This is a genomic window from Sphingorhabdus sp., from assembly GCF_044374345.1.
GTDB lineage: Bacteria > Pseudomonadota > Alphaproteobacteria > Sphingomonadales > Sphingomonadaceae > Sphingorhabdus_B.
Genome location: NZ_JBILOS010000119.1, coordinates 1 through 5,493 on the forward strand (window position 1 = coordinate 1; position 5,493 = coordinate 5,493).

Sequence of the window (5,493 nt, forward strand, 5' to 3'; positions counted from 1 at the left end):
TGGCCTCGGTCATTTTGCTCGCGGCCTGCGCCACCGCCCCGCGTGGGGGCAAAGGGCCACCCCCTGTGGTGTCCGAAGACCCGCTGGACGGTATGCACCGCGTTGCGCTGCTGCTGCCGGTAACGGGTCCAGACGCCGACGTTGGCCAATCCATCGCCAACGCGACCGCGCTTGCGCTGGCCGACACCAAAGCGACCAACATCCGCATGATCACCTATGACACCAGCACCGGCGTCGCCGCAGCTGCAAAGCGCGCGGTCGCCGATGGGAACAAGGTCATATTGGGTCCGCTGCGTGGTGATGATGTTGTGGAGGCCGCCGCAGTCGCGCGCACCTCAGCTGTGCCCATCATCAGCTTTTCCAACGATGTCGGCGTTGCCGGACAAAATGTATTCTTGCTTGGCCATTTGCCCAATCAATCCATCGACCGCGTTGTCCGCTACGCCCGTTCGCAAGGCTATAACCGCTTTGCAGGCGTCGTTTCGACCAACGTATATGGGCAGCGCGCGCAATCGAACCTGACCTCTGCAGTGCGCAGCGCGGGCGGTACGCTTGTTGCCATTGAAGAGTCCGATGGAACGACAGCGTCCGCGGATGCCGCTGCACGCCGGTTGGCAAAATTGGGGCAGATTGATGCTGTCCTGATTGCCGATAGCGGCCGTGCAGGCGTTGTATTGGTCCCAGCGCTTCGGCGCAACGGGATGCGCAATGCAAAAATTCTCGGCACCGATTTGTGGAATATCGATGGATCTTTGGCGGGTAACGCTGCCATGTATGGCGGCTGGTTTGCCAGCGTCTCCGACACGCTTTATACGCAATATGCCGCCAAATATCGGGCGCGCTTTGGCAAGGCGCCACTGCGCCTTTCCAGCCTTGGCTATGATTCGGTGCTTTTGATCGCGCGGGTCGCACGTGACTGGCGTCCGGGGACGAAATTTCCCGTTGCGCAGCTGACCGATCCGCAAGGCTTCATCGGCGTTGATGGCGCATTCCGCTTCATGCCCAATGGCCTCACCGAGCGCATGCTTGAAGTGCAGGAAATTCAGTCGGGCAAGTTCGTGACAATCAGCCCCGCACCGACGCAATTTGTAAAATAACGCAGCGCAGCAAGCGCGGCGGCTTGTCCGGTGAACGCAATTTAGTGGCGGCAATGCTCATTATGAACATGGCCGCCGCCCATTTTGCGGGCTTTCTCGATTTTCTTGAGCACCATCTGACGCTTTAGCCGCGACAGGTGGTCAATGAACAAAATGCCCTCGAGATGGTCCATCTCGTGCTGGAGACAGGTCGCCATTAGGCCCGTCATTGTCTCTTCATGAAATTTGCCATCAAGGTCCTGCCAGCGTGCACGGATTTGCGCGGGGCGTTCGACCTCTGCATATTGGTCAGGCACCGAAAGGCAGCCTTCATTATACAGGCTGTGTTCGTCCGACGGATCCAATATTTCCGGATTCACAAATACCCGTGGGTTGCGCACGGGTGCGCCCCCTTCGCTTTCTTCTTCCTGCAAATCGATGACCAACAGGCGCTTGGGAACCCCGACCTGAATAGCGGCCAGCCCGATACCGGGCGCGGCGTACATCGTTTCGGTCATGTCATCGACCAGCGTTTTCAAATCCGCGTCAAATGTCTCGACGGGAGTCGAAATGGTTTTCAGCCGCGGATCGGGCACTTCAAGAATAGGTAATATCGCCATGGGTCGCAGATAGGGACGGTCGTAAGATAAATCAACCGACTGGGCGTCTGGCGCGCAATGCTTGTGCTAACGTGCCATCGTCCAGATAATCAAGCTCTCCGCCCACAGGCACGCCATGCGCCAATTGGGTCAAGCGTATCGGAAATTGTTCAAGCCGTTCCGCGAGATAATGCGCGGTTGTCTGCCCCTCCAGCGTGGCATTCATGGCCAAGACGACTTCATCAACGCCGCCCGCGGCAACGCGGGTAACCAAGCCTTCGATGTTCAAATCCTCCGGCCGAACGCCATCCAATGCGGATAAACGGCCACCCAGGACATGATATTTTCCGGGAAATAACCGCGAACGATCCAGCGCCCACAAATCGGATACGTCTTCGACAACACAGATGGAACGGATGTCGCGGCGCGGATCGACGCAAATGCCGCAGGGGTTGCCGGTATCGATATTCCCGCAGGTGCTGCAGACGACCAGCCGTTGTTCGACCTGCTCCAACGCGCGCAAAAGCGGTATCAACACGCTTTCACGCTTTTTCATAAGGTGTAGCACAACCCGCCGTGCCGAGCGTGGGCCAAGTCCGGGCAATTTCGACAATGCCTGTGCCAATGCGTCTATTTCTTGCGATGCCATGCTGCGGGTCTTAGGGGGCTTTCGAACAAAGGAAAAGTGACGATGCGTCTTGCCTTCATGGGAACACCCGAATTTGCCGTGCCCGCGCTCGACGCGCTGGTTGCCGCTGGGCATGATGTGGTTGCCGTATATTCGCAGCCACCCCGCCCCGCCAACCGCGGTAAAAAGCTTACGCCGTCCGCCGTGCAACAGCGCGCCGAAGAACTGGGTTTGCATATACGCACGCCGCTGTCGCTGCGACAGGACGATGCCGCAGCGGAATTTGCAGCGCTTGACCTCGACGCCGCAATTGTCGCGGCATATGGCCTGATCCTGCCCAAATCGATCTTGGACGCGCCACGCCATGGCTGCCTGAATATTCACGGATCGCTGCTGCCGCGCTGGCGCGGTGCTGCGCCGGTTCAGCGGGCTATTCTGGCGGGCGACGCCACAACGGGCGTCATGGTCATGCAAATGGAGGCAGGCCTCGATACCGGCCCAGTACGTGCAACAACCGAAATCGAAATCGGGCACAAGACCACGGGCATGCTGACGCGCGAGTTGGCCGAGCTTGGCGCAGAGTTAATGGTGCGGGTATTATCGGACCTCGACGCACATCCTTGTGTGCCGCAACCGGAAGATGGCGTGACCTATGCCGCCAAAATCGACAAGGCAGAAACCAAATTGGATTTTTCAATGTCCGCCGAAGCGGCCGAACGACAGATACGCGCATATAACCCCGCGCCGGGTGCATGGTTCGAATTTGAAGGCGAGCGATATCGTGTGCTTGCCGCCGACATCGTTGCTGGCACCAGCACAGCCGGCACAATTTCGGACGACCGGCTGACCATCGCCTGCGGCGTTGACGCGATCCGTCCCACCCTTATCCAACGTGCCGGTAAACCCGCAATGCCAACTGCAGACTTGCTGCGTGGCAAGGCAATACCAGCGGGCACAATTCTGCAATGACTCGCTTTGCCCTCACCATCGAATTTGACGGCGGCCCATATATGGGCTGGCAATGGCAGGACCATGGCCCTTCGGTCCAAGGCGCCATCGAAGAGGCTATATTCAAAACCACTGGCGAAAAGACGTTGGTCTATAGCGCAGGCCGCACCGATGCCGGCGTCCACGCCTTGGGCATGCGCGCACATGTCGATGTCGAAAAAGGGCTTTCATCGTTCCGATTGATGGAAGCCATCAACGCCCATTTGCGGCCCCACCCCATCGCGATATTACATTGCGAGGAAGTCGCCGATGACTGGCATGCGCGTTACAGCTGCATTGGCCGGTCCTACCAATATCGCATTCTCAATCGCCGCGCCTCGCTCACTTTGGAAAAGGGCCGTGTGTGGCGCGTTGGTCCGCACCTTGATGCCGACGCAATGCACGCAGCGGCGCAAATTTTGGTGGGCGTGCATGATTTCACGACCTTCCGGTCGACGGCATGCCAATCGGCAAGCCCGGTCAAGTCGCTCGAACGATTGAACGTCCGCCGCGAAGGGCAGCATGTGATCGTCGAGGCGGCGGCCTTGTCGTTCCTGCATCACCAGGTGCGGTCGATGGTCGGTTGCCTTGTGGCCGTGGGGCTTGGCCGATGGACCGCCGACGATTTGCAGGCTGCGCTTGATGCGGCAGACCGCTCTGCCTTAGCGGAAAATGCGCCGCCCGAAGGCCTGTATTTTGTGCGAGCAATCTATCCTTAAGCCAACAGGCGCGGATTACAATAAACGGTCTTGCGCGCGTTCTTTGTCCAGCAAGGCCTGTTTGCGCTCCAGGCCATATGCATAACCACCAAGCGAACCGTCGCTGCGGATAACCCGGTGGCAGGGGATAAGCACCGCGACGTTATTCGCGCCATTGGCACTTCCCGCCGCACGCACGGCATTGGGGCTGCCCACCGCAGCGGCGATATCTGTATATGTCCGTGTTTCACCGGCCGGAATGCGCTTCAGCTCGTTCCAGACAGCCTGTTGAAATGCCGTGCCCGCCACGTCCAGCGGCACGTCTGGCATGTGTGCAGGGTTCTCTATCGCCGCAATGGCGCCCGATACCAGATGGTCGAGCGCACTGCCCCCGGCAATGATATCTGCTTTTGGAAAGCGGTGTTGCAGTGCGGCTTCATCTTCATCAAATGACAGGCGACAGATGCCTTTATCGGTCGCGGCCAGTAGCATCTTGCCCAGCGCGGTATCAATCACCGCCCAGCGGATTGCCACCCCTGCACCACCATTTTTCCACGCGCTTGGTGTCATGCCTAAAAGCCCCTTTGCGATCCAGTCTAGCCGCCACATGCGCGGAACAACGCCAAGGTCCGCTCCCGCGCCAGATCGGCGCTGTCTTCATGATAGTCTTTGCGCCGGTCCGAATTGAACCCATGGTTGGCGTCATATACAAATATCTGCGCGGTAGGGTGCGCTTTATCGATAAGCGCCTCCACACCCTCCATAGGGATGCCATGGTCATATCTGCCGAAATGCGCGATTGTGGCACATTTGGGTGTCTGGTCCGCATATATTGTCGGCACGAGACTGCCATAATAGCAACTGGCGGCCGCAAGATCATCGCTGATGCCGGCAAGTGCCCAAGCCACCGACCCGCCATAGCAATAGCCGGTGATGAAAACCGGGCCTTTGTCCTTCAACGCATCAATACAGACCTGCGCGTCATCCAACGACTGTGCAAAGGGATGGAGATCGCGGGCCAGTTCGACCGCGCGATTATAATCGGGGTCGGTATAGTCCGCCTCAAAACCCGGATGCTCGCGATCAAAAATAGCCGGTGACAAAACTTCATAGCCATCTGCGGCATATTCGTCGCACAGCTCACGGATATGGTCCGTCACGCCAAAGATTTCCTGCACGAGCACAAGGCCACCGCGCCGCTCACCGTCTGGCATGGCATGATAAACGGCAATCTCCGCGCCATCCGCCATTGTCATCCGAATCATTTCACCCATATCTGTATCCTCTCATGCCGCATTTCACGTGTTTTCGATTGCCGTGCAACGCCAGTTTGCACCAACAGAACAAGTTTATGGCCGCGACAGTATGCAATGAACTTAATTCCCAATCTTGCATCGCAACAAAAGCCCTGCTAGGCGCGCGGCGACGCTAGAGACAGGGCAACCTTTCGGCTGGTTCAGCAAATACATCAGTTGTACATTTAAGGACTTCAACGCGTGGATAAT

The 5,493-nt window shown here is 58.1% G+C and carries 6 protein-coding genes and 1 pseudogene; 3 read left to right on the forward strand and 4 right to left on the reverse strand.

Going from position 1 to position 5,493, the window contains the following annotated elements; genetic code table 11:
* Positions 1 to 1,097: penicillin-binding protein activator (locus tag ACIQ5B_RS10035; protein ID WP_397598897.1), on the forward strand; the 1,097-nt coding region annotated here is incomplete at its 5' end.
* A gap of 41 nt (positions 1,098 to 1,138) precedes the next feature.
* On the opposite strand, the gene def is transcribed toward ACIQ5B_RS10035, so the two are convergent.
* Both def and recR read right to left on the reverse strand, forming a co-directional pair.
* Positions 1,139 to 1,696 (reverse strand): peptide deformylase, encoded by a 558-nt coding sequence (gene def / locus ACIQ5B_RS10040; RefSeq protein ID WP_397598898.1) that lies wholly within the window; start codon positions 1,694 to 1,696, stop codon positions 1,139 to 1,141.
* A gap of 31 nt (positions 1,697 to 1,727) precedes the next feature.
* Positions 1,728 to 2,324: a recombination mediator RecR gene (gene recR / locus ACIQ5B_RS10045; RefSeq protein WP_397598899.1), complete on the reverse strand. Its 597-nt coding sequence runs from the start codon at positions 2,322 to 2,324 to the stop codon at positions 1,728 to 1,730.
* Positions 2,325 to 2,366: 42 nt separating this feature from the next.
* Here recR and fmt point away from each other — a divergent pair, with 42 nt between their 5' ends.
* Both fmt and truA read left to right on the forward strand, forming a co-directional pair.
* Entirely contained in the window at positions 2,367 to 3,272 is a 906-nt protein-coding gene (gene fmt, locus ACIQ5B_RS10050; protein ID WP_397598900.1) for a methionyl-tRNA formyltransferase, read from the forward strand.
* Complete coding sequence (truA, locus tag ACIQ5B_RS10055; protein WP_397598901.1) at positions 3,269 to 4,009, forward strand: tRNA pseudouridine(38-40) synthase TruA; 741 nt, start codon at positions 3,269 to 3,271, stop codon at positions 4,007 to 4,009. The genes fmt and truA overlap by 4 nt, the downstream gene beginning before the upstream one ends.
* A 15-nt stretch (positions 4,010 to 4,024) precedes the next feature.
* Here truA and ACIQ5B_RS10060 read toward each other — a convergent pair.
* A pseudogene (locus tag ACIQ5B_RS10060) lies at positions 4,025 to 4,564 on the reverse strand (methylated-DNA--[protein]-cysteine S-methyltransferase); the annotation flags it as partial.
* Positions 4,565 to 4,584: 20 nt separating this feature from the next.
* Positions 4,585 to 5,262, reverse strand: coding sequence for a dienelactone hydrolase family protein (locus ACIQ5B_RS10065; RefSeq protein ID WP_397598902.1), 678 nt, complete (start codon positions 5,260 to 5,262; stop codon positions 4,585 to 4,587).
* Between the last annotated feature and the right edge of the window lie 231 nt (positions 5,263 to 5,493).